At 40.1% G+C, this 22,139-nt stretch carries 18 protein-coding genes; 5 read left to right on the top strand and 13 right to left on the bottom strand.

Features of this window, described 5'->3' with window-relative positions; translation table 11 throughout:
• Positions 1-52 precede the first annotated feature (52 nt).
• The gene (locus ACSLUK_RS03745; RefSeq protein WP_448547174.1) at positions 53-292 is read right to left on the bottom strand and encodes a hypothetical protein; all 240 of its coding nucleotides are present in this window, start codon (positions 290-292) and stop codon (positions 53-55) included.
• 380 nt (positions 293-672) lie between these two features.
• On the opposite strand from ACSLUK_RS03745, the gene ACSLUK_RS03740 reads away from it, so the two are divergent.
• Both ACSLUK_RS03740 and ACSLUK_RS03735 read left to right on the top strand, forming a co-directional pair.
• On the top strand, positions 673-1,548 hold the full coding sequence (locus tag ACSLUK_RS03740) for a hypothetical protein (protein WP_448547173.1): 876 nt from the start codon (positions 673-675) through the stop codon (positions 1,546-1,548).
• A gap of 195 nt (positions 1,549-1,743) precedes the next feature.
• Positions 1,744-2,604 (top strand): choice-of-anchor L domain-containing protein, encoded by an 861-nt coding sequence (locus ACSLUK_RS03735; protein ID WP_448547172.1) that lies wholly within the window; start codon positions 1,744-1,746, stop codon positions 2,602-2,604.
• A 66-nt stretch (positions 2,605-2,670) separates the two neighbouring features.
• Here ACSLUK_RS03735 and ACSLUK_RS03730 read toward each other — a convergent pair whose 3' ends face one another.
• Positions 2,671-3,471: a LytTR family DNA-binding domain-containing protein gene (locus ACSLUK_RS03730; RefSeq protein WP_448547171.1), complete on the bottom strand. Its 801-nt coding sequence runs from the start codon at positions 3,469-3,471 to the stop codon at positions 2,671-2,673.
• 186 nt (positions 3,472-3,657) lie between these two features.
• Here ACSLUK_RS03730 and ACSLUK_RS03725 point away from each other — a divergent pair, with 186 nt between their 5' ends.
• Both ACSLUK_RS03725 and ACSLUK_RS03720 read left to right on the top strand, forming a co-directional pair.
• Entirely contained in the window at positions 3,658-4,095 is a 438-nt protein-coding gene (locus ACSLUK_RS03725) for a DUF2141 domain-containing protein (RefSeq protein WP_448547170.1), read from the top strand.
• 17 nt (positions 4,096-4,112) lie between these two features.
• Entirely contained in the window at positions 4,113-5,654 is a 1,542-nt protein-coding gene (locus tag ACSLUK_RS03720; RefSeq protein WP_448547169.1) for a carotenoid oxygenase family protein, read from the top strand.
• Between the two features lie 59 nt (positions 5,655-5,713).
• On the opposite strand, the gene ACSLUK_RS03715 is transcribed toward ACSLUK_RS03720, so the two are convergent.
• The 8 genes from ACSLUK_RS03715 to ACSLUK_RS03680 form a co-directional block, all read right to left on the bottom strand.
• The gene (locus ACSLUK_RS03715; RefSeq protein WP_448547168.1) at positions 5,714-6,763 is read right to left on the bottom strand and encodes an efflux RND transporter periplasmic adaptor subunit; all 1,050 of its coding nucleotides are present in this window, start codon (positions 6,761-6,763) and stop codon (positions 5,714-5,716) included.
• A gap of 15 nt (positions 6,764-6,778) precedes the next feature.
• Positions 6,779-9,892, bottom strand: coding sequence for an efflux RND transporter permease subunit (locus tag ACSLUK_RS03710; protein ID WP_448547167.1), 3,114 nt, complete (start codon positions 9,890-9,892; stop codon positions 6,779-6,781).
• 276 nt (positions 9,893-10,168) lie between these two features.
• Entirely contained in the window at positions 10,169-11,014 is an 846-nt protein-coding gene (locus ACSLUK_RS03705; RefSeq protein WP_448547166.1) for a DUF417 family protein, read from the bottom strand.
• A gap of 95 nt (positions 11,015-11,109) precedes the next feature.
• On the bottom strand, positions 11,110-13,281 hold the full coding sequence (locus tag ACSLUK_RS03700; RefSeq protein WP_448547165.1) for a winged helix-turn-helix domain-containing protein: 2,172 nt from the start codon (positions 13,279-13,281) through the stop codon (positions 11,110-11,112).
• 346 nt (positions 13,282-13,627) lie between these two features.
• Positions 13,628-15,214: an AbgT family transporter gene (locus tag ACSLUK_RS03695; RefSeq protein WP_448547164.1), complete on the bottom strand. Its 1,587-nt coding sequence runs from the start codon at positions 15,212-15,214 to the stop codon at positions 13,628-13,630.
• 179 nt (positions 15,215-15,393) lie between these two features.
• Positions 15,394-16,272, bottom strand: a complete 879-nt coding sequence (locus tag ACSLUK_RS03690; RefSeq protein WP_448547163.1) for a M48 family metalloprotease — start codon at positions 16,270-16,272, stop codon at positions 15,394-15,396.
• Positions 16,265-16,792, bottom strand: a complete 528-nt coding sequence (locus ACSLUK_RS03685) for an SH3 domain-containing protein (protein ID WP_448547162.1) — start codon at positions 16,790-16,792, stop codon at positions 16,265-16,267. The genes ACSLUK_RS03690 and ACSLUK_RS03685 overlap by 8 nt, the downstream gene beginning before the upstream one ends.
• On the bottom strand, positions 16,789-18,639 hold the full coding sequence (locus tag ACSLUK_RS03680) for a CHASE2 domain-containing protein (RefSeq protein ID WP_448547161.1): 1,851 nt from the start codon (positions 18,637-18,639) through the stop codon (positions 16,789-16,791). Before ACSLUK_RS03680 ends, ACSLUK_RS03685 begins: the two co-directional genes overlap by 4 nt.
• Positions 18,640-18,805: 166 nt before the next feature.
• On the opposite strand from ACSLUK_RS03680, the gene ACSLUK_RS03675 reads away from it, so the two are divergent.
• Positions 18,806-20,356, top strand: a complete 1,551-nt coding sequence (locus ACSLUK_RS03675; RefSeq protein WP_448547160.1) for an HD domain-containing phosphohydrolase — start codon at positions 18,806-18,808, stop codon at positions 20,354-20,356.
• Here ACSLUK_RS03675 and ACSLUK_RS03670 read toward each other — a convergent pair.
• The 3 genes from ACSLUK_RS03670 to ACSLUK_RS03660 form a co-directional block, all read right to left on the bottom strand.
• Entirely contained in the window at positions 20,353-20,994 is a 642-nt protein-coding gene (locus ACSLUK_RS03670) for a LysE family translocator (RefSeq protein WP_448547159.1), read from the bottom strand. The two genes, ACSLUK_RS03675 and ACSLUK_RS03670, sit on opposite strands and share 4 nt — an antisense overlap.
• A gap of 101 nt (positions 20,995-21,095) precedes the next feature.
• On the bottom strand, positions 21,096-21,677 hold the full coding sequence (locus ACSLUK_RS03665) for a DUF3592 domain-containing protein (RefSeq protein ID WP_448547158.1): 582 nt from the start codon (positions 21,675-21,677) through the stop codon (positions 21,096-21,098).
• Between the two features lie 133 nt (positions 21,678-21,810).
• Positions 21,811-22,029 (bottom strand): hypothetical protein, encoded by a 219-nt coding sequence (locus ACSLUK_RS03660; protein WP_448547157.1) that lies wholly within the window; start codon positions 22,027-22,029, stop codon positions 21,811-21,813.
• Between the last annotated feature and the right edge of the window lie 110 nt (positions 22,030-22,139).

The raw sequence follows: 22,139 nt of genomic DNA, 5'->3' as shown, positions 1-22,139 counted from the left end.
ATGGTTGATTGAATTAAAGAGAGAAAGGGCTTACCTTTCTCTCAGTACAAATTTACTCTTTGATATACGCAAGTAATTCAGCTAGGGAAGCGAATGTTTTATACCCTGATTCTGAAAGTTCTTCGTTTACGCAAGTGAGCAAGGCGGCATCTTTGCCACTCGTGATTTTTTCCTCTTCAACATATTCTTTACAGTATTGATAGGTTTCACGTACTTCTTCGACACTTGCTTGTTCATCGCTGGCAACAGCGCCAAAACTAACAAACAAAATTGCTAATAACCACTTTTTCATCGACGGCTTTAACCTCGTAATTATAAAACGCTGCCAGCATTCACTGACAACCTAACGTCGGATGGACGATATTAGATAACTGTTTGTGAGTACAACGATAAATTTTTGTCGTGAAGACAAATTTTTGAATAAAATTACTAAAACGTGTTGATTAATTCAAATATACAACCAACGAACCTAATAGTACCGACATCGCTTGATATTTTAGTCATAGTGGTATTGGCCAAAACGCCTGTAGTCGCCTTTTTTCAGTTTATATTGCTTTCTTATCCCCCTCACTAAATTTGATTAACTTAACTCATTAACGCTTAACAAATCCCCTCATTTGTTTACACAAAATAGTGTTACAGTTATAACTAACAATGAGGTGAATAAATACTGTGCAGGAACAAACTCTTAAATCGAAACGTGTCATTATCTGGCTGGTGCTATTTATATGCGCTCCCTATTCATACGCGCAAAAAATCAAAGCATATCTATATCACATGCAACCACCGTTTGTAGTAGAGCCACTACGCAACTCCAATATGCAAAACGGGCTCGCAGCAGATTTTGTCCAGTTGTTAAATCAACACAAACTCAATACCTCATATGTATTTGAATTAAGCCCTCGACCAAGGCAAAGGCTAAATCATGAACTGGCTCCTTGGATATCTGGGCGCTGTGACAAAAACAGTTTACATTGTGATAGCAATTGGATTGTGCTTTTCGTCACCCCACAATGGGGCTGGGGTGAAAATGCCGAGCGACGATTTCGTTGGATTGCTTTATTCGAGGATGCAGATCTCATAATTTCAAATGTGAATAACCGCGTGCACTTTGATGGTTTTCACTCGTTCAAAAATAAAGTATTTGGCACGATGCTAGGCCATAAATATCCGGCCGAGCTAGAAAAAATGTTTCAACTAGGAATTACCCAACGTGACGATGCTACGCAAATGAGTGTTGTCCTTAACCGAATAATGCACAATCGTGTTGATGTCGCTATGATCCAGCAATCACATTTACACTATCGAATGCGCCATGGCGATGAAGCGTTTAACATCAACAGTAATATTTATATCTCAAATTCACCGTTCAAATCGTTTACGGTGCAAGTAATGCTCCCGCTAACACAATCATCGGCGTTTGAAGAACTTATCAAATCCGTTGCAGCAAGCAAGGAATGGGTTGAACGGTTATGTTATTACGGTATTAAACCACTTAATGATGAAGCAGATTGTTTGTCAGAAAAAACATCCATTAAAAAGCCATAATCGACTTAAAGTCATAATTCAGCAAATTAGTGTCAACATTCTTTACAACATTATTTCTAAAACCTAAGGGTAGCCTTCTATATATTTGATAATTAATATAATTTCTATATTGGCTTGATAATTGCCAGTTCGCACAGTGAATGTTAAAAAGGCAGTAAACATTTCTAGAAAACATCTAAACAAAGGGAAAATTGAATGAAAAATAATACCATAAAAGCTTTGACTGCAAGTTTAATTTTATCAGCTAGCACCTTTGCTAACGCTGGCCTTGTGGTTACTCAAAATAACAATGTTAACGACCTTGTAGATACAATTTTAGGAGGTGGTATTGCTTCCACGAACCTTAACAGTACTGGTGCTTCAAATGCATTCGGTACATTTACTGGTGGTATTAGTGCAGGTATAGGCATTGAAAGTGGCATAATGCTATCGACAGGTAATGTAACTGACGCAGTAGGACCAAATACGTCAAATAGTACAACAACAGATTTTGGTACTGCGGGCGACACAGATTTAACGGCTATTGCAGGTTTCGATACGCACGACGCAGCTTTTATTACGTTTGACTTTGAAACTACTACTGGCAATTTATTCTTTGATTACGTTTTTGCGTCTGAAGAATACAATGAGTTTGTAAATAGTACATTGAATGATGTGTTTGCCTTTTTTGTTGATGGCGTAAACATAGCGCTGATTCCAGGAACAGATACACCAGTATCTATCAATACGGTAAACGGTGGTAACCCATTGGGTACTGACGCTTCAAACAGTCAATACTTTAACAATAATTCTTTGCAAGATGGAGGTCCATTCTTTGACATTGAATATGATGGTTTCACTGATGTATTTACTGCAAAAATCTTAGGCTTATCTGCAGGCACTCATACAATCAGTATTGGTATTGCTGATGCAGGAGACTCGTCTTACGATTCAACGGTATTTATTGAAGCAGGCAGCTTTTCAAATACTAACCCAATTGATGTACCAGAACCTACAACGCTTAGCATTTTAGCTTTAAGCGCACTAGGCTTGGCCTCACGCCGTAAATTAAAATAACAGCAAGTATCCTCTATATTTATAGGCGCATCTAAATGCGCCTTTAGTCAATTAACCTCAATTCGTTTATTTTAAATTAGCTGTTTTAACCGCTTCAGCATAAGTTCTTGAAACGGGTACTTTCAAATTATTACTCATTTCCAGCAGTTGTTTTCTGCCTTCTCGGGTAACCATTCTAACGTGTGACAAAGCCACCCACCATGAGCGATGAGTTTGAATACCATGAGCGTTTTCTAGCTTTTCAAGTGCGTCCTTAAAACGCATTAACAGCATATGGTGTCCTTTGTCGGTATACACTTTTAGGTAATGATCTGACATTTCAAGACAAATTAATTCACCACGTTTTTCAATAGGCAACAATGCCATAAATTGCGCTAGTTCTTTGTTCACCACCTCTTGCTCTTGCTGCACAAGTTGTTGTTCTATTTCTTTCGCATTCTGTTCATTTTCCGCAAGTTTATTTTGCTGAGTTTCAATATAGTCTTGCACATAGCCAATAAGCGTAAATACAGACCCTATCACTAACGACTTAACAAAAATACTGAAATACTGGGCTCGATAATCCGTTTCATAGCTAAAGATTCCCCAGGTAATTAAAGGCACAATCAAACTAAAAAGCGCGCTTCCTACAACAACAGCGATAGTCATTCGAACAAATCTTTGACTAATGTAATCTGCCAGATAACGCTCACTAAATTCAATGCATGGGCGATAAATTAAATAACCAATTGAACATACTAGCACCCAATAAACAATGGTTAAGTGAAGTGGAAATGTGTCCATTCCAAATGGTCGTAGAAAACCAATAAATACACCAACTATAGCAACAATAAAAAAGGGCTGTAATTTCTGCCGACTCAGTTCCATTAAACTTAAACTCTTAATTTTAAAGGTTACATTCGCGATTCGTGAACGACACGGGCCATTAAAAGTGCGCACTTTACGAAAAAATAGTATCAATCAACGAATTGCCGCTGTTCTTATCAATCTCCGCATTTTATCGTCAAAAACAACCGAAGCAAAACATTAACCACAATAAGAGTGAGAATTAACATGCACAATCTTAAAAAGCCGTTTTCGATGATTAGTCTACTAAGCCTTTCAGCAATTAATATTGCAACGGCAGCAGAAATATCCTTTAGTATCGACGGAGTAAAAAACAATAACGGAAAGTTATTAGTTGCGCTTTTTAAAGGCGAATCAGGGCACAAAAGTGGCAAACCTGCTCAATATAATGCCGTTGCAGCAAAACAAGGAAGTGTAATTGTTTCGTTTAAGGAAATAGAACAAGGCGAATATGCTATTCAAGTATTTCATGACGAAAACGACAACGGTAAGTTAGAAACTAACTTAGTTGGCATGCCAACAGAAGGCTACGGTTTTTCAAATAATGCGCAACCTAACTTCGGCCCTGCAAAGTACAGTGACATGAAGTTTGCCGTATCAAATGATGTCGCAGTAATTGAGAACAGCACCAGATTGATTTATTAAATACTGAGGAATCTCTTATGCATCGCCGTCAGATACTCAAAAGCTTAACAATGCTAGGTGCCAGTTCTATATTGTTAAAACCTTCGTTGTTAAATGCATTTCAAACAAAGACTCCTGATACCAACATTGTAAATGTAAAGGAGCTTTTCAATCAGGCATTGGCTTACGATCCATCGTTAATTGGTTTTGCCGACATAGACAACAACTTTAATTTCAAAGCATTATCTATCGAAGGAAAAATACCCGTTGATTTGCAAGGTTGGTTTTATAGAAATGGACCAGCGAAACACGAAAGACAGGATATTCGCTACCAACACCTTTTTGAAGGTGATGGCATGATACAAGAATTTGCGATATTTGACGGTAAAGTGCAGCACAGAGGTAAATTCATCGACACACCAAAATTTGATAATGAACAAGCAGCTAAGCGCTTCTTGTATTCTGGTCCAGATACTAAATTAGCAAATTCACTTCCCGTATCTAGTGCTGATGCAATCAATACCGCCAATACCAATGTAATTGCTGTTGGAGATGATTTGTGGGCATTGTGGGAAGCTGGTTCACCCAGCCTATTAGATACCGAAAACTTAGCGTTTAAACAACACGTTTCATTAGGTGAAGGTAGCCAATACGGCAACACACTTAACGGGCTTCCGTTTTCTGCCCACCCTAAAGTTGAATCGAATGGAGAAATATGGAATTTCGGTTTAGACCGCACTGGCAACGTGATTGTTTATCATTTAACGGCAACAGGGCGAGCCAAAAACGTTGGCATCATCAATGCCAGATACTATGGTGGCATGCTGCATGACTTTCTAATTACTCAAAATCATGTGCTGCTAATATTGCCCTCATTAATCAGAAAGGCATCAGACACAACGGTTAAACAAGGCTATTTTAACCAAGTAACTTACAACGATACTCAAGCAATGCGTGTTGTTGTTGTGAATAAGTCTGATTTAACAGTCAAGAGAGAATATGAGCTTACACCAGGCTTTGCTTTTCATTTCGGCAACGCTTGGGAAACGGCCGATGGCACTATTTATTTTGATGCCAGTTTGTACCCAAATGCCGATATAATTCAAACACTAGGCAATGTTATGAGAGGCCAAAAAAGTATGGTTCATCCTAACGCACAAACTACACTTTTTACGCTTCATCCTTCAGGAAAAACCACGCAATCAAACCTAGCGATTAACAGCGAGTTTCCCCGTATATGCAGCCATTTGGTAGGAAAGCGTAATAAAATGGTTTATTTTCTTTCGAGCAGAGACAGTGCGATATGGAGCGATAGTGTTTGCGCGTTAAATACCGACACGGGAAAAATTGATCGATATGATTTTGGTGAAAACTATTTGGTTGAAGAGCACATTCCTGTCTGCCCACAATTTAAAGAAGGCACTGGTTATTTGATTGGCACGGCCCTACATGTTCCAACAAAGCGCACATGTTTGAATGTTTTTGTCGCCAATAACCTTTCCGCTGGTCCAATCGCCAAAGCCTGGCTACCTTATCATTTACCCCTTGGTTTTCATGGCAATTTTAAAGCAGCAAGTTAGTAAATTAACAACGCTCATTCACATGACATGAATGAGCGTTAAATTTTTAACTGGTCAGACTAATTTCTTGCGATGAGTCTATTGCCAACTCTTACTTTCTGACCATCTCTTACACTTTCACCACCACGTATAATCACTTCATCGCTAGCACCAATCCGGCCGGTAACTGCGATCCAGTCACCACTACCTTGCCCTATTAGTACAGATACTTTGCTTGCGGTATCATCTTCATTTACTTTTAAAATAAACGTCTCTTTCTCCCTTATAACTAACGCATCTCTTGGCACTAACGTGGCCGTTTCTGGTGCATTTTTCGGTAAAGAAACCGTGACTGCACTACCAGGAAGTAGATTCAAATTATCGGCAGACAATCTAACGTCAAAGGTACGGGAAGTTTGGTCTCCCGCCATACTCCAGGTACGTACGGGTAATTCGGTGAGCTTGTCTTGCCACTTAACATTCACACTAGCACCGGCTTTCAAATAGTTAACTAATTGAATAGGAGCAGCAATTTGGATGTCCAATGCATTGGTATTTACCAACTGAACTAATGGCCTACCAATTGAGACTAATTCGCCCAGATGTGCGAATCGTTGACTGATATAACCGGTAAATGGCGCTACGATATTGGTTTTTTCTATCGCCAATTCAGTTAACTCCACCTGAAGTGAAAGCTCATCAACTTCAGCTTCGGCAATCGTTAAATCTTTAACAGTACGCTCCAACTCGCTCAACGCCGTGTTGTTTTTGGCGTTAAGCTTTGACAGTCGTTGTTTTTGCTTAGTTAAATATTCAACATCTGCTAGTTTTTGCGTGACGCGAGATTGTTGCTGAGCCAATTGTAATTTCAAATGTCGGTTATCGATTTTGGCGATTACTTGCCCCTTTTCGACTTTACTACCAACATCAAGAATCCACAACAATTGCCCGACTTGTTCAGCAGAAATTGGCGCATTCTCACGACTGACAACGTTTCCCGGCAACCATAGCGTTGGCTCCACCTTTTCAACTTTAACTTGATCTACGCTTACCAAATGAGACGTATCTTGCCCGAAACTATTAATGCTATGTAGTAACAATGAACACGCTAATATAGTAGAAATTTTCATTACAGATCCTTAACCTTAGTTACTTGAATTAATAGAGACGAAATCTGTCTCGTTACTAGAATTTGATGTATGTGGTCTTGTTTTAAAAAAGTCTGCTCGCGTTATTTGTAGCAAGCACGGTAATAAAATAATGGTAAATATCGTACTTACCGCTAAACCGCCAACAATTACCGCCGATAGTCCTCGGTAAATAACACTGCCAGTACCAGGCATAAGTAATAATGGCAACATGCCGAAAAAGCTGGTCGCGGTACTCATGAAGATTGGGCGTAATCTCAGGCTTAAAGCTTGCTCTACCGCTTCTGTGCGTGATAATCCCGATTGTTGCCCCATGCGAGTTTGATGCACGAGCAATATGGCATTATTAACAACAAGACCAAGCAAAATAACAAAACCAATCATGGTTAATAAGTCCAATGGCTGGAAAACGATAGTGTTTAACACTTGCAATGCTACAACGCCACCAACTGTCGCTAGCGGAATAGTAATGACAACGAGTAAGCTATCTTTGATTGAACGAAACAAGGCGGCCATCAGTAGAAATAAGATAACAAGTGCAAATGCAAAATTTTCCCCCATTACCTTAATAGCTTTTGCAAGCTGGTCAGCACTACCGTCATAAAGGATATTTCCGTCTTCAGGCATCGCAGCCATAATTTTGGGTGCAACCTGCTGCTTTAATACATCAATAGTTTGTTCTAGTGACCAGCCCTGTGGTGGCGATACATTTAAGGTAATAGTTCTGTTGCCATCAATTCGAGCTATGCGCGATGGTCCCACGGTTCTTTCGATGTCGATAAGTTCTGACAGTTGAGTTATTGAGCCATTGCCAGTTACTACAGGTACGTCAGCCAGTCCTTCAGGATCACTCCAACTATCCGTTCGCAAGATCATATTCAATCGTTTATTGCCATTGAAATATTCACCTACATACAAGCCATCGCCTAACGTGCGAACCACATTGCCCAGTTGGCGGCGATTCCACCCGTTTTCGAGTATCGCACGGTCATTAGGAATAAGTTGTAGCTCAGGTTCTGCAAACTCTAATCCCGGATTTGCACGTACGCTAACGTCAGGTATTGCTTCTCTCACCCAATTCAGCGCATTTGAAGCGACTTCTTGCAACTGTTCAGTTTCTCGTGATTGCAAATGAATTTGAACTTGACGTCCTCCGCCAAAGCCACCAAACAAATTCCCTTGAAATGCAAAAGCACGTGTATCAGGTAAATCTACTAGCACTTCGTTTCGTACGATTTCAAGTAATTCTTCTACACGATCTTGATCTTGCACACGAACGCCTAGATTACCGCCGAAAGGTCCAGTAAATAGATAATAATTCTTTAGTGCCGGTTCCTTGGTTCCATCCATATATGGCTTAAGGCGTTCAACAATAGGCTTAACCACTTCTTCTTCAATCGTTGCAATATTTGCGCCCGGAGGAAATTGTAAATTAGCATCAACTGCATCACGTTTTACAGGCGGAAGATAGTCAAGAGAAGGCATCGCCAAATAAGTTACTATGACAGGAATCATCAGCAAACTTCCCGACAACACGAGTCGCTTAGGTTTGCTATTTGTCGCTTTCATGACAAATTTGGTCATCGCTTGCCAAGTTTTAATATTCGGGTCTACATGGTTGGTTTTTTTGATAAAATATTTAGCTAGCACTGGTAGCAGAATTACCGCTACGAGCAAAGACACTGACACTGCAATTGCGATCGTTAGCGCAAGATCGCCAAATAACTGCCCTTCTATATCTTTTAAGAAAAACACTGGTAAGAAAATCGCCACTGTTGTCGCGGTAGACGCCAACAACGCTCCCCACACCTGTGCAGTACCTTGTAGCGAACTTTCATCGGCATCAAGCCCTTTGTCACGCATTCGAAGTATGTTTTCCAGAACCACAATGGCAGCATCAAGCACCATACCTACCGCAAAAGCTAATCCGGCTAGCGAAATCACGTTGAGTGATCGCCCTGTAATCTCCAGTATAATAAATGTAGTAAGTAAACTAATAGGAATGGCGGTCGCAATAATTAAAGTCGCGCGCAATCGTCGTACAAAGAACCACAGAATTGATAGCGAAAGTATCACACCAGCAAATAGATTGCTTGTTACAAGGTTTATTGCACGATATATAAAGACTGACGCATCAAATGATTGCACCATAACCAGTTGTTTGTCAGCCAGTACTTCTTTATTGAGCACTTCTATTTCTTGCTTAACGCGATTAAGCGTTTCTAACACGTTTGCGCCATTAACTCTATCGATGCGTAGTGAAAATGCTGGATTGCCATTTTGAACAGCAATTCCCTGACGATCATTGCGGCGCACTTCGACTTTTGCTACGTCGCTGAGCAAAATATTGCGACCATTTCTCGTTTCCAAGATTAAATTAGCAAGCTCATCAACTTTATATTTGCCGTTGAACCTTAATGTATACTGTCTTCGCCCAACATCAACAAACCCACCGGAAACATCATTGGTTTCAGATACTAAGGCGATAAGCTGTGGAATTTGAATACCGAACTCTGCCGCCTTAATTGGATCAAAGCGAATTTGTAATTCTTCTCGGTTTTGTTCGTTAAATGTTTGGACGCTTGAAACCCCTTCAACCGCTTCAATTCGGGGTCTTATCGTGTCATTGGCAAAGTCTATGTAATCTTCAATAGGGTTGGGATTACCTTCAAGTGCCTGTAAAAAATAAAAGGTTAAAGCTGGCGTTCCACCACCAAAGCCACCCAACATTATGCGTGGTGGACGTGCATCTCGAGGTAAGTTGTTAACCCGGGTCATACGGCTAATAACTTCGATAAGCGTTTGTTCCATATTGGTTTCAACGCCAAACTCTAAATTGATAAACGCAGCCCCTCTGTTCGCAAAAGCATTTAAGGAAGTTAACCCTGGTATTCCCCTAAGTACTTGTTCTTGAGGCTCTATTATTTCTGATTCTATTTCATGAGGAGCAGCAGCTCGCCAAAACGTTTGAATGGCGATTCGTGGGCGCTCTATATCTGGAAAAAGCTGCACAGGTAGCTTAAACAAACTGATAACACCAACAAGCAGTATAAGCGCTATGCCTACTGCGACAGCAGCAGGACTCGCAAGAGCCGTTTTGGTAAGCTTCATTTCTTACTCCAAATTCCCGTTTAACGTACAATTAGTTACTGATTAATAGCAGTAGATTACAAATGCACTAGCACCAGTACGACTAATGGGATTAAATTTCAGATGAACAGCAGCAATGACACGCTTTGTTATAGTCAGATATAAATAGAAACATTTTAACTGCGACAAAATGCAGTTAATACCAATCCGTATAAGTAATGGAAGACAGAAAGCAGTGAGATTTTCCAAAAACAGCAAGTTAACTTGCTGTTTTAGAAAGATTGTAATTAAAAGTACCTAGATTTGTTCTCTAGGGTAAAAGTAATGACTAAACAACAGCATACAACCAGCTAACAAGCCTAAGTCTTTGACAATAAACTGTCCACTCCCCGTTAACAAAGGTATTCCGCTATCAAGACTAAACGCAGGTAATGTAATGATAAATGTTTGCGTAGCAATAAATGTCAGCGCACACATGGCTAATCCCACGGCATAAAACGACCTATTCCATTGATAACAACAAATCGCTAAAACAGCAATTAATTCAACTACACCAATAAAATAAGAGCCATGCAATGAACTAAATAACGTATATATCCACGAAAAAAATGGACTGGTACTCATTAACCCATAAATACCATCAGCTTCAATTTGAGTAAACTTCATACCGCCAATCCACGTCATTACCAGCAAAACACCAAGTAACATCATGTACTTTGCCACCTTCTGGTAAGAATCATTTTGTTGAAAATAGCTAGCTATATACAAAATAACGCCAGATATACCAAGATATTTGATCAATCCTTGTCCAGCACCAATCGCAGGAAATCCCCCCAAACTATCAATCCAAACGGGATGGGTGAACAGCATCACCATTGGAATAAGTGCAAGCACGGCATATGTGTAGAAAAGACGGCGGCTCCACAAGCTTCTGGGTTTAAGCAAAGCAATAACAACCATAATCTGAATAAGTCCGATCATGAATGAAAGCCCCACTAACTCGGGTAAGCCAAGTACAGACAGTTGCTTATTAAAATACGCTACGTCTTCATTGTTAAAACGATTCATTGCGGTTGTTAACAAAAAAATACCAACCAAAACACGAGCACAGAGCACAGCATTGGTGCGATGAAATAAAGTCATTAGATCTCTCCGTATAAACGTACACGGATAGACCTGAGCTTCACATTGTTTATTTCAATCTTAAAGTTAAATTCTATTTATGGCGCGGATGAGAGTTACCATAAAATGCGCTTAATATGGGTGTTTTTCCACGTGCTTGTCGATAGTAACAACTGACCATTATCAACCGACATAGCCCTAATGCGGTGTGGTATGTGAATCTGTTCCACTTTTCCGTTAGAAAGATCCATTCTGTACAAAGCAGAGATACCATCACTACTATAAAAGTATTTCTGGTTAATTGTGCTAAATATTCTAGCGGCCAAAGGAATGTTTAAAGGAAAACTTTCAGAACCATCTAAATGTATTAATTGGTCTGCGTGGCTATAGTAAATTTCATTGTTCTCATCGCTAATTAACTTACGGCCCAATAAATTGTTATATCTTGTCAAATCTCGCGTTCGCATATCAAAATGCCAAATCTGACTTTCCTCACCTATCACCTGCGTATAAAGGATACCTAGCGAATCTTTTGTCCAAACATAGCTATCGACATCTATATTCTTTAGTTCTTCTACTGTATGAATTTTCTTATTGTTAAGTTCAATAAACTTTAGCGTCTTGTTATGCTTAAACAAAATGAACTCTTCGTTCGAAGACATCATAGGCTGTCCAATAGAGGCCGGAGACGTAAATCGAGTAAGCTGCTCTAAATTGTCACCATTTTTTTGCCAAATTTGATTGCTACCGGAACGATTTGAGACGAAATAAAGATGATTGCTTTCTAAACGAGATGGTAAGGCGTAATAACTATCGGACTCAGATTCAAATAATGCTTCAATCTCAGGTGTCTGATTATCAAAACCGCCAGAATACCGAACCACACTTAGTTGCTGGGTGTCTCTTTCAGAAACGAGCACCTGATTATCATTTTCTACTGCCAAATAAAAAGGCTTAATGTTTTGCGGCAATTCTACGTAGTCAGCAGCCCCTGTAGACGATTGAATTTTATAAATCTGACTTGCATCTGCGAAATATATAAATTGGTTATCACGAGACCAATCGAATGCAAAACCTATCTGCGTATTTTTCGCTTGAAACAGTAATTTGTTTTCCATTGATGAAAAGTCATACAAATAGAGCTTCAACGGCTGACCATACTCAGACATTAGATAAGCTAGTCGCTTTCCGTCGAGCGACAATTTAAGATGAAGTACACCATTGCCTGGCTTAAATGTAGGAATCAACAAGTCAGTAACACCTTTTTCAATGTGGTGTCGATAGAGAGCATTGCCTGTGGTTTCAGAAACATACTTAGCAAAGTACAAATAGTGGCCGTTTTCACTTATTTGCGCATAACCATGCGCCCTTGCTTCGCATGACATTACTATATTGACATCTCCCTGTTTAGGAAATGATGACAAATCGACAGTGGCATAGTAGCACTCGGATTTGTCTTCATTGGTCAGTAGTGTCAGTAGATTCCTACTTGCTAGTTGCCAAGACAAAACACCTACATTAAACCCAGGATACTCAATTTTGATTTCATGTTGGTCATGCGTTCTTTTTACTAGCGCATCAACTTGGTTATCATGTAAATTACTGTACGCGAATAACATTCCATCCGGCGATGCAACAGGATTACCTTCTGCGCCAATATTCCACGTTGCAGCGGTCACGGTTACTTTATCAACAGGCGTTATTATTTCTTTCGCATCAGTCCCCGATGTTTGTGATGTATCATTCGACTTGCTCAGCCACATCATCCCGACAACTATACTGACGATAAAAATACCAATATAGGTAGCATGAATAAAACGTCTACTGCGGTTATTAATGCTTGGAGGCTGTGTAGGTTGCGTGTTAGCTTCAGAATGAGGTTGCTCGTTAGCCGTTTGTTCAGCCAAAGACTTCGAGGGCGCAGCAACGTGTTGCTCTTCAGGTTGATTCGTTTCTTGCTTCTGTTCAACGGTTTCGGCTGCTTCAGTAACCGTCACGACCAGACTATAACCTTTACGATGATGGGTTTTGATAAATTGGCCGTCAAAACCGTCATGTTTGAGTAGCTTACGAAGGCCAGAAATTGCTCTGTTTATGGCGTTATCATCTACAAAAGGCTGTTGCCAAACATGTTCGATCAAATCATCACGCGAAATAATTTGGTGGGCATTTGCTACGAAATAACTTAATAACTTGAATGATAGAGGATCAAGTTCACGACAAATATTATTACTACTAATTTGGTAATGTGCAGGAGAAAATAACCAAGGGCCAATGAGATAATTCACAATTTAACGGCAAATAAACATAAAACGACGTGCAAGTTAACATATTCTCGCACTGCTTGAAATACATAAACTTAAAATAAACGCCATAATTCAACATGATGTAAAGTCGCTGACTAAGAACAACTTACATCACCACTCCAACAAGAGTTTGATGGAATCTATAGTTTCATAACACGAATTGTACCCGACATACCTATTATTACGACACGATTTTTGCCCGACAGGCAATTAAAACAACTAGTAAGCGATAATTAGTTTTTAAATTAACATTGATCTTAATTAGTATCGGCTAATACAATTAGGCAAAAAAAATGGCTCGAATGAGCCATTTTCAAATTTCTAAAATTTAGGGGGTGTAATAAATTGGAGAGCCAGGGCCAACCGGTAGGCCAAAACCAAATACCCAAACATAAAACAACGTCACCCAACCAACGAAGAAGAACATACTATAAGGTAACATCGTGGCGACTAACGTCCCTATTCCCATATCCTTCTTGTATTTACTCGCAACTGCCAGAATTAAGCCGAAGTAGCTCATCATGGGCGTTATTAGATTGGTGACAGAATCACCTATACGATAAGCAGCTTGAATTGTTTCAGGCGCATACCCTACTAACATCAGCATAGGAACAAAAATAGGTGCTGTAGCAGCCCATTGTGCAGAAGATGAACCCAGACTTAAATTGATCAGTGCACACATAAAGATAAAGAACACGAAAATTTCAGGTCCAGTCAGGCTAAGCGCTTGCAATAATTCTGCGCCATTAACCGCCATAATCGTTCCCAAGTTAGTCCACTTAAAGAACGCAACAAACTGTGCTGCAAAAAATACGAGTACGATGTACATCCCCATAGAACTCATGCTCTTCGACATGGCATTGATAACATCACGGTCATTTTTCATGGTGCCAACGACTTTACCGTAAACAAAGCCTGGAATTGCAAAAGTAATAAAGATAATGACTACAATACCTTTTAGGAACGGCGAACCTGCAACCGCCCCAGTTTCAGGGTGACGCAAAATTCCATTTTCAGGCACAATCGTAAGGGCAAGTAAAGATGCAGTAACTAGAAACGCAACCCCTGCCCACCTTAAGCCACTTTTTTCTGTGTGCGTTAAATGCTCAACTTTGTTGTTAGATAAGTCTTCTGACGCTTCAGATGGATCATAAGCGCCTAGTCGTGGCTCAACGATTTTTTCTGTAATCCAAGTACCCAAGATGGCTATCATAAACACTGATACAAACATGAAATAATAGTTGGCTTCAGGCCCTACTTGATAGCTTGGGTCAATAATTTGAGCTGCTGGTGTCGTAATACCTGCCAGCAATGGATCAATAGTACCAAGCAACAAATTCGCACTATAACCACCAGAAACCCCAGCAAAAGCAGCCGCTAAGCCCGCTAACGGATGTCGACCAAGACTATGAAAAATCATGGCAGCTAGTGGAATTAGTACAACATAGCCGAGCTCAGACGCGGTGTTTGATAAAATTGCCGCAAAAACAACAGCAAACGTTACGAAGCGCTTAGACGCCCCCATTACCATGCCTCTCATAGCTGCTGATAACATGCCAGAATGCTCAGCAATGCTCACACCAAGAAGCGCTACCAATACCGTGCCTAACGGCGCGAATCCGGTAAAGTTAGTGACAAGACCTGTCATTATACGTTGTAAACCTTCTGCACTAAGTAAGCTTACAACCTCAATTACACCGTCGGCTTCTCTACCTTTAGCACCTTCTGGACGTGGATCAATTGCGCTCAATCCCATCCAGTCTGCTATACCACTAAATACAACGATGGCAATACAGAAAATAGCAAAAAGTGTAATTGGATGTGGTAATAAATTACCGAGAAACTCTACGCCCGCTAAAAATCGGTTAAACCAACCTTTGTTTGCGTCGCGAGCTTCAGATACTGCTGTTGACATACTAGCCTAATCCCCAACTTCAATTTATGATTTATAAAAGCCCTGAAACATAACATAGTCACTTTCAATCTGCGAGTAAATCACAAAAAAACTTCCTGAAGACTAGGAAATACACGGGCTTCTCGCAGAATATCGCAGAGCATCTCAGAAACCCGAGCAAAATAGTCATTTAAGTAGCATTAAGGAGCAAAGATGGTACTTTGATAACGTTGTGCAAGCATTCGTCCTTGTAACGATGAAAACTCCACCATTTGCTCTGCAAGATGCGTAATACGTTCTGTAGGCGTCGGATGGGTTTTATATAGTAACGCTAAGCTAGAATCATCTGGAGCTATGGCTTCTAATAATTGCAAAGCACTATAAAACTCCATCGGATCGTAACCAGCTCTCGCGAGTAGTGCTATTCCCTTACTATCAGCCGACAATTCATCGTCGCGTTCTAATCCCTTACTATAGAGCTCTTGTGCAGCTCCGGACACAGTTCTGGCCCACGCGGTGTATTCTCTGTCTTTTTGATCAGCGTTAGTATTTCCCTGATAGGCTTCTGCAGAAATAAATAACGTTTCTGTTATTGCTGTGCGCATCGTACCAGATTTAATCGCATTGAGGTGATGCTGTTCTGTAACATGAATTATTTCATGGGCAAGCACCGCAGCTAACTGTGCTTCGTTGTCTAGTTGCATCAGCATACCGGAAGTCACAAACACAAAGCCTCCAGGCGCAGCAAACGCATTAATCGCATCACTATTTATGACGCCAAATCGCCAGTTCAAATTTGGCCGCTCAGACAAACTTGCTAACCATAGTCCCACTTTATTGACATATTGATTGATCGTAACGTTAGGGTGCAATTGGCGGGTTCCTAACAATACCGCAGACATGTTTTGTCCAAATTGCTCTTCTTGCGCTTCATCAATCGAACTAACATCCCATAATGCGATACCCTGATTAACTAACCCTCCGACATCCAGATTACCAATTTTTAGACCAGGCGCCTTACAAGCAGTCGCCAGCAACAGTATACCTACAAGGCTACAAATACGGATAAAACTAATCATCTGCTGGCTCCTCAGAGGTAGATTTAATTTTTCGTGCGCTTAACTGACCATTCACAACAAAACGTTTTAGATCACTTGAATCAATTACAAAATTCTCTAATAGTGCCACTTGATCTAAATTAGCACTTGCGCTCATTAAATCTTCTTCGTCAAAACCTCGAATACCAGTCGAAGTAGTTGGTTTTGACTTAAGCGGATTTACACTATCGAGCAATGTCACCACGCCCAGCTCACCTTCCCGTTTTACACGTCCAAGCATACGTAAATTAAGCATTTTCACCCACCCTTCGTACATATCCGAAGTGGTTACGCGATACCAAGCGCGCTGACGTTCATATACGTTTAAAGACTGATTTGGACTGAGTTGCTTGATATGTTCACTAGTATTGCTCGGGGTTTCTAAAAGTGGAGATTTCTTAACGACTTCTGCTTTTTTAGCTGTATGATTTTCAGCTTGAGCAAATGTTGATGATGTCAAAATTACCATCAGCACAAGCGCAATTTGATATTTTTGGTTCATTTCTTTCTCCCCGTCGGGCGATAGAGTTCAACTTGGTGCTCTCTACCCTTAACGCTAAATTTCCCTACAAATTCAAACGTAAAGGAACACTGAGCTGCTGTCATCGTTTCTTTCGAAACTAGGATACGCGATAAGCCTTTTGTCAGCCCCTCGATTCGACTGGCAACATTCACGGTATCACCAATGACAGTATAGTCCACTCTCAATTCAGTACCTACTAAGCCAACAATAGCTTCTCCCGTGTGTATGCCGATACCGATATCGAAATCAGTCAACTCATGTGGTAAAGATAAGCGAAACTCTTCGATAAACTCAGACATAGCAAGCGCTGCTTCAATAGCGTTGATTGCTTGGCGATCATCAGGCTTTGGTGCTCCCCAAAATGCCATTATGCAATCACCGATAAATTTATCTAATGTGCCATTATGTTTAAAAATAACACCAACCTGATAGGCAAAATACTGATTTAGTAATGCTAATACTTCATTTGCTTGATGTTGTTCAGACAAATGTGTGAAATTACGAATATCGCTAAACATCACAGTAACTTTCGATTTTTTATTGAGTTGTGCGATTTCCAATTCACCTTCTTCATATAAGGTGTTCACTATGTTGGGATCGAGAAACCGTCCAAACACTGACAGCGCATATTGCCGTTGGCTGTACTCCAAATAGCCGTGAACAATCGACAACGTTAGCAATATCAATAACCAGCACAGTATGGGCGTTACAACCAGTAACTGTTGTAAATGAACAAGAGACCAAAAGCTCCATAGGGTAGTGATCGCAGACGCAGCAGTAAATATTATGATGCCGCCCAATATTTGCTTGCTATAGCTATCAAAAAAGGCAAATGTTAAATGAAATAACACAAACACAATCAGGTAAAATGCGACCAACAGCGTTTGATCGGCGGGTTGGACAAATCGATTATTTTTCAAATTATCAATGGCTGCTGCTAACGAATAAACGCCGGGCAATTCGGCATGTATGGGCGTGTTGTGCGCATCGAACAACCCAGCTGCCGAGGCGCCAACCAATACAATTTTATTAGTTAGTTCACTTAGTAGCTGCTCATCACCTTCAACGACCGCTTTATAAACATCAACAAAGCTATATGTTTTATATGGACGCTGCCCCCCTGTTGGCCATGAAAGAATAATTTGCTGTTGATTGGGTAATTCATACCCCAATCCAAGCGCGACAACCGCAGGCAATGAATAGATTTTCCAACCATATCGTTGTTGAAAAATTGAATATCGTCGAAGTACATCATCAATATCAAAAGAGGCATTAATGATTCCAACATTTTCATAATTGGGATTGACAACGGTTGGCAAAACAAAATGCAACCTTGCCGCTTCATGTGCCGCGGGTGTCGCTTCCAATTTTGTTTGGTGGCTAAGCTCTGATAATAACGTACCACTACTAGAATCACTGTTTAGCATTAGCGAAGCAAAATAAACGTTCGTTGTTCCAGCAATCACTTCTTTAAAATACGCATCATCGTCAGGCCGATAAATATCGTTTTCAGCAAACAAGATATCGATAACGATAGCATCGCTACCTACCAATAGTAATTGTTCTATCACTTCAGCATAAACGCTTCGTGGCCAGCTCCATCGGCCAACTACCTGGTTCATAGCGTTGATACTGTGGTCGTCAATGTCGATGACCACTATATCATTGTCAGCGATGACATCAGGTGCCTTTGCATTAAGTTGCCAATCAAACATTCGGTAGTCTAGCGTAATAAAAATTTGCGTTTTAAAAACTAACACTGTGACTACAAAAAGTACGGCTGCGACAATTGACGTATTAATGTTTCTCTTACTGGTAATACTCATTTATAAGTGCAGAAGACTAAAAAATTATCAAAGGACATAACTCTAAGCCTAGTGGTAATTAATCAGAAATCTAACTTGAAATATTCATCACCGAATTTTCAGCAAATTTTTATTACGATCCTATACTTAAATCACAATAATCACGTAAATTGACAAATTGAGTACCATGTCGAGTATTGATCACTTTATTGAAATTGGTATTGCCCTTTCATCAGAAAACAACCACGCTCGATTGCTGGAAAAAATCTTGATCAGCACCATTGAATTGGCAAACTGTGAAGGAGGAACGATTTATTCGGTTTCAGCCGACCAAAAACTTGTTTTTGAAACGGTAATAAATCGCACTTTAAATATTCACCTTGGTGGCTGCTCTGGCAATCCGATAGATTTTGACCCTATACCTCTTAAAATTTATGGTAAGCCAAACGATACGGCTTTAGCAGCCATTGCAGCCGATTCACGTGAAATCATCAACGTTGACGATGCCTATACTTGCACAACGTATCCGTTAGATGCAGCTAAGAAAATGGATGAAACACTTGGGTATAGAACTACTTCCGTATTAACCTTACCCATGGCCAACCACCAAGACGACTTAAATGGTGTTATTCAGCTAATAAACGCAAAAGATAACAATGGCCAAATCATTCCTTTTTCAACAGAAGTGCAAAGAACCATACACGCAATGAGTTCACTTGCCGCTGTTATTCTAACGAACAAGCAACTGATTGATGAAATGGAGGAACTATTTAGTTCATTTTCAAAACTCATTGCCTACGCGATAGATCAAAAGTCTCCCTATACTGGCGAACATTGCCGACGAGTGCCAGAAATAACCATGCGGTTAGCCAACGCCTGTCACAAGGTACAAAATGGGCCATTGTCATCTTTTACAATGACACGCGAAGACTTTCATGAGCTCAGTGTAGCGGCTTGGCTACATGATTGCGGTAAGGTAGCAACACCTGAATACGTCATGGACAAAGCCACTAAGCTAGAAACCGTGTTTGATCGCATTGAGCTTATTAATGCGCGGTTTGAGGTTGCCGCTCGAGACATTTATAACTCGAGTAAGTTGTCACAAACAGAGAAAATAAAACAACTTAAAGACCTCGAGCAAGACCGTGACTTCATTAATATAGCTAACAAAGGTGGGGAATTCTTTACCGACGAAAACATTGAGCGCGTCTACCGTATTGCTAGACAGTACCAAATCACAATTAAGGGTCGCAAGTTACCCGTGTTAAGCGATGATGAAGTGTATAACCTGATTACCCAAAGAGGCACATTAAACGCCAAAGAACGCAGAATCATTAATGGACATATGGATGTTACGGTGCAAATGCTAGAGTCAATGCCATTTCCTAAACACTTACGTAATGTACCTGAATACGCTTGTGGTCATCATGAGAAAATGGACGGGACAGGATACCCCAAAGGGTTAAAACGTGATGAAATGTCAATTCCAGCGAGAATTATGGCGATAGCGGATGTATTCGAAGCATTGACTGCCAATGATCGACCTTACAAGCCGCCGAAAACGCTTACTGAAACCTTAACCATCATGGGAAGAATGAAGCTTAACGATCATCTAGACCCTGATTTATTTGACGTATTCATAAGTGAGAAGGTCTATTTAGATTTCGCCAATGACTTTCTCGATCCAAGTCAAATAGACGATGTTGATTTAAGCAAGATTCCAGGTATTGAGCTTTAAGCATTCTTTTGTAGATTTGCTGTTAACAGGCCTGCTGATACTAACATCCCGCCGCTTACTCGGTTAAATATGGATTTAACCTTTGGGCTATTAAGCCGAGAAATCAAACTTCGGGCGGCAATAGCATATGTAGAAGCAGATAATCCAGAAACGCAAATAAATGACAAGCTTAGTACAATAAGTTGACTAATGAGTGGGCTACTTGGATCAATAAACAGCGGGAAGAACGCCATAAAAAATATAATGCCTTTGGGGTTTAGTGCCGTGACTATTAATGATTGGCGAAAAGCCTTAACCTTCATCGCACAATCGTCATTATTAACATCACTCAATACAGCACTTTCAGTCAAATCAGGTTTTGCTCGAATCGCTTTTAAGCCAAGATAAATTAAGTATCCCGCGCCGCACCATTTCATCACAATAAAAAAGTCACTCGACATCGCTAATATTGTACCAACGCCAACAAGCGAAAGTGTCAACGCAATGATATCGCCACACAGTACACCCAACACGAGAGGAATTGACGATTTGCGACCATGTACAAATGATTGGCCTACTACTAGCAACACTGTTGGGCCGGGTGTAAAACAGAGCACACTACAGGCCACGATAAATGACAACCATGTTTCAAGCGACATCCAAATTACCTTTTTTAATCTTTTAGAACGACTACTCGCCCGCTACTTTGACAATATATTACCCAAAATATGACAAGTAAGCGAGAATGCACTTCATTGCCTTATTTGATACTGTCACTATCAGACACTTCAAAGGCATTTTCATGATAAATGGGTGATGTAAATGCTAGTCTTAATATCGGCGTTAGTTTAGCACCAACATAACTGAACAATGCGACGCTCACTAGCAAATAGAATTTCTCACCATTAATTAACTGCGTTATGTCATGCAAATCAAAAATATATAGCCCAAACGCACAGAAAATTACGCCTATCGCTAAAAATATTCGCATGATAGTTTCGGTTTGAGATGTGCCCTGTTTTAACTTTGCGATTTTGGGGTTAAGTTTATCTACGTATACTTCTATCGCTTCACCAACAACAAAGTTTTCTCGTTCGTATTCTTCATCTGCAATGAAACGATAAGTCTTACCATATTCGTATTCAACAATCGGCAAGGAATACGTTTTTGGGCTTTCTTCCGGGTGTTTTAATACTGAGGTGATATTTTCGATCGAGGAATAGCCAACAACTCGTCCAAAGACTTTATTGCTACGACGTAAGAAATGTTGATGTTTATCCTGCACTACGACACCAAACAATAAGCAAAATAACCCAACAATTAAGACAACCAATGCAACCATTGCGACTCTTTGAAAAGCTATATTCAACCTATATTAACTATTAACCAGAATACAAGAAATGTCACATTTTAGAGGTAGATAAATTAGAGATATAGAGATATAGAGAGATTACGAAAGGAAAATGCTGAGTGGCTTACATTCTGCGATAATCACGGCGATTAATTTTAAGCGCAATAAACAAACTGATTAGGCCCAACATTATCGCAGATAACGCATGAAAATTAGGCGATGAGTTAAAAGGTGTATTCGCGAACAAGTAGGCGATACCATAAACTAAGGTCCCCATACCTAACCCAGCCAAAAAACATCGACCAATTAGTAACGTAATTTGTTCGAATTTTTCAAAGTCCATTTAATGTCCTTTACCTAAACTTGTACCTAACCACGGCACAACAATTCACACATAGTTAACACAAGTGTTACACAGAAACGGTTATTTGGCCAATCATTATTAGCATTAAA

Source organism: Thalassotalea fusca, assembly GCF_053485835.1.
This window is presented reverse-complemented; position numbering and strand designations above follow the sequence as displayed.

Coding starts and splice junctions, on each gene's coding strand:
- ACSLUK_RS03675 (WP_448547160.1), top strand. CDS start 18,806: ATGTCGAGTATTGATCACTTTATTGAAATTGGTATTGCCCTTTCATCA.
- ACSLUK_RS03730 (WP_448547171.1), bottom strand. CDS start 3,471: ATGGAACTGAGTCGGCAGAAATTACAGCCCTTTTTTATTGTTGCTATA.
- ACSLUK_RS03710 (WP_448547167.1), bottom strand. CDS start 9,892: ATGAAGCTTACCAAAACGGCTCTTGCGAGTCCTGCTGCTGTCGCAGTA.
- ACSLUK_RS03705 (WP_448547166.1), bottom strand. CDS start 11,014: ATGACTTTATTTCATCGCACCAATGCTGTGCTCTGTGCTCGTGTTTTG.
- ACSLUK_RS03680 (WP_448547161.1), bottom strand. CDS start 18,639: ATGAGTATTACCAGTAAGAGAAACATTAATACGTCAATTGTCGCAGCC.
- ACSLUK_RS03725 (WP_448547170.1), top strand. CDS start 3,658: ATGCACAATCTTAAAAAGCCGTTTTCGATGATTAGTCTACTAAGCCTT.
- ACSLUK_RS03670 (WP_448547159.1), bottom strand. CDS start 20,994: ATGTCGCTTGAAACATGGTTGTCATTTATCGTGGCCTGTAGTGTGCTC.
- ACSLUK_RS03735 (WP_448547172.1), top strand. CDS start 1,744: ATGAAAAATAATACCATAAAAGCTTTGACTGCAAGTTTAATTTTATCA.
- ACSLUK_RS03695 (WP_448547164.1), bottom strand. CDS start 15,214: ATGTCAACAGCAGTATCTGAAGCTCGCGACGCAAACAAAGGTTGGTTT.
- ACSLUK_RS03715 (WP_448547168.1), bottom strand. CDS start 6,763: ATGAAAATTTCTACTATATTAGCGTGTTCATTGTTACTACATAGCATT.
- ACSLUK_RS03720 (WP_448547169.1), top strand. CDS start 4,113: ATGCATCGCCGTCAGATACTCAAAAGCTTAACAATGCTAGGTGCCAGT.
- ACSLUK_RS03665 (WP_448547158.1), bottom strand. CDS start 21,677: ATGGTTGCATTGGTTGTCTTAATTGTTGGGTTATTTTGCTTATTGTTT.
- ACSLUK_RS03685 (WP_448547162.1), bottom strand. CDS start 16,792: ATGAACCAAAAATATCAAATTGCGCTTGTGCTGATGGTAATTTTGACA.
- ACSLUK_RS03745 (WP_448547174.1), bottom strand. CDS start 292: ATGAAAAAGTGGTTATTAGCAATTTTGTTTGTTAGTTTTGGCGCTGTT.
- ACSLUK_RS03660 (WP_448547157.1), bottom strand. CDS start 22,029: ATGGACTTTGAAAAATTCGAACAAATTACGTTACTAATTGGTCGATGT.
- ACSLUK_RS03690 (WP_448547163.1), bottom strand. CDS start 16,272: ATGATTAGTTTTATCCGTATTTGTAGCCTTGTAGGTATACTGTTGCTG.